We start from the raw sequence: 2,022 nt of genomic DNA, 5'->3' as shown, positions 1-2,022 counted from the left end.
GTAGGCCTGGTAGGCCTCGATGAAACCGTCCGGCAGGGTCACGCCGCCGTCGTCGCGGCGGCTACAGCCCTGGCGGTCGCCGCTGGCGTTGAGCGGCGCCCACACCTCGCCGGCCAGCCTGGCGGCCTCCTCCAGCACGGCCTCGACCAGGTCGGGGCTGGCCTCCTCGAAGCCGGGCAGCGAGAGCGAACCGTGGTCGAGCAGTTCTTCCAGCACGAAGCGGAGGTCGCGGACGGGGGCGGCAAAGGGGATCATCGAAGCACCTCGGGGAAAATGATAACGGTGATAGTAGATTCCCTACTTTTCGCCGACCATTCCCCCAAGGTCGTAGTCGGCTATCCCTTCAGGGCCTGGGGCTCCAGGCCCGGCAGCGACGCCTGCACCGGCTCGGCCGCCTCGGCATCCGCCGGCTCGTCGAAGTAGACGATATGCGGCTCGTCGGGCGGCGGCGGGCCCACCAGCGGCTCAGCCACGTCCACCTCGGGCACCGCCTCGGAGAGATCCTCCACGTGCTCGTGCTCGATCGCCCCCTGCACCAGCTCCTCGGTCACCACCAGCTCGGCACCGGCGGCGGACATTGGCGCGGTGGGCTGGAAGGGCGCCACCGGCACCGGCGCCGGACGCACGCTGCGCCGCCAGCCAAAGAAGGCCACCAGGAAGAGCCCCAGGGCGCCGAAGCTCCAGAACAGGCCGGCATCGCCCAGCGCCGCCATCACCGGCGAGACCAGCGGCGGGCTGAGCGCCGAGCCGATGGCGTTGATCAGCAACAGGCCCTGGCTCATGCGCACCAGGGCACCGGCCGGCGCCCGGTCGGCGGCGTGCCCCACCGCCACCGGATAGAGCGAGAAGACACCGCCGCCAAGCAGGAAGAGCAGCCCCGCCAGCAGCCAGGGGGTCATCGGCAGCCACAGGATGGCCGCGGAGATCAGGGCGCAGAAGGCGCCGATGCCAATCAACACCATCTGGCGGTCGTGGCGATCGGACCAGCGCCCCACCGGGTACTGCAGCAGCATGGCGCCGAGCACCACCACCGCCATCATCTGGCCGACGCGATCCACCGAGAACCCGCTGCGCTGCAGATAGAGCGGCAGCAGGGAATAGACCGCCGCCACCGCGATGCCGGAGCCGAAGCTGCCCATCACGCCGGTGGGGGTCAGGGTGATCAGGCGGTGGGGCGGCAGCGGCTCGGCCTTCTCGATCAGCGGCGAGACCCGCGGGATCATCGCCATGGGCAGCACCGAGAGCGAGGCCAGCATGGCGATCACCATGAAGGAGGCCGCGCCCCCCATGGCCTCGGTGACCCCCAGCAGCAGCTGGCCGAGCACCCCGGCGGCATAGATCGAGATCATGTAGAGGGCCAGCAGGCGCCCGCGCACCTTCTGCTCGCCGGCGGTGAGCAGCCAGCTCTCGATCACCAGGAAGACCCCCACCGTGGCCCAGCCGCCGATCAGGCGCAGCGCGAACCAGGCCCAGGGGTGATCCACCAGCCCCTGCAGCAGCACGGTCACCGCCACCAGCGAGGCGAAGCTGCCGTAGGCGCGGATATGGCCGATGCGCAGCAGCAGCCGGTCGTTGAGCATGGCGCCCAGGGCCAGGCCGATGAAGTAGGCCGAGGAGACCCAGCCGATCACCACCGGCGACTGGCCGGCGGCGTCCAGGCGCAGGGTGATCACCGTGGCCAGGAAGCCGTTGCCGATGCCGAGGATGAAGAGCCCGAGCAGCGGCGCCAGGGCCATGGTCAACAGTTGCCGCGACATGTCACGCCTCGCTTGGAAAAGGAGTCACTCAGGGAGAGGGAGAAACCGGAAAAAGGGGCCGGGAGCGCAAAACTTGCGGCCGAAATCATACGCCCAGCCCGCCATAAGTCAACGCCAAGGTGCCGATGAACGCCCTGCATAACAACAGGTTATCGAAATCACGCCGAAACAGTTCGCCGCGTTCTCCTTGACCCGGGAATCGTATGACCGACCCGACCCGGACTCAATCGGTGCGACGCCGCAGCAGGGCCACATCCGGCCCCGG

The 2,022-nt window shown here is 69.2% G+C and carries 2 protein-coding genes; both read right to left on the bottom strand.

Annotated features, from left to right (window positions below; all coding sequences use genetic code 11):
• A partial coding sequence (locus J5F18_RS07585) for an acyl-CoA dehydrogenase N-terminal domain-containing protein (protein WP_346301665.1) occupies positions 1–255 on the bottom strand: 255 nt, incomplete at its 3' end.
• Between the two features lie 80 nt (positions 256–335).
• A complete protein-coding gene (locus J5F18_RS07580; protein ID WP_346301664.1) occupies positions 336–1,757 on the bottom strand; it encodes an MFS transporter in 1,422 nt (473 codons plus the stop codon).
• Positions 1,758–2,022: the final 265 nt, after the last annotated feature.

The sequence above is a fragment of the Halomonas sp. BM-2019 genome, assembly GCF_017584085.1.
This window is presented reverse-complemented; position numbering and strand designations above follow the sequence as displayed.

Excerpts from the sequence above, each read along its gene's own strand:
- J5F18_RS07580 (WP_346301664.1), bottom strand. The coding sequence starts at position 1,757 with ATGTCGCGGCAACTGTTGACCATGGCCCTGGCGCCGCTGCTCGGGCTC.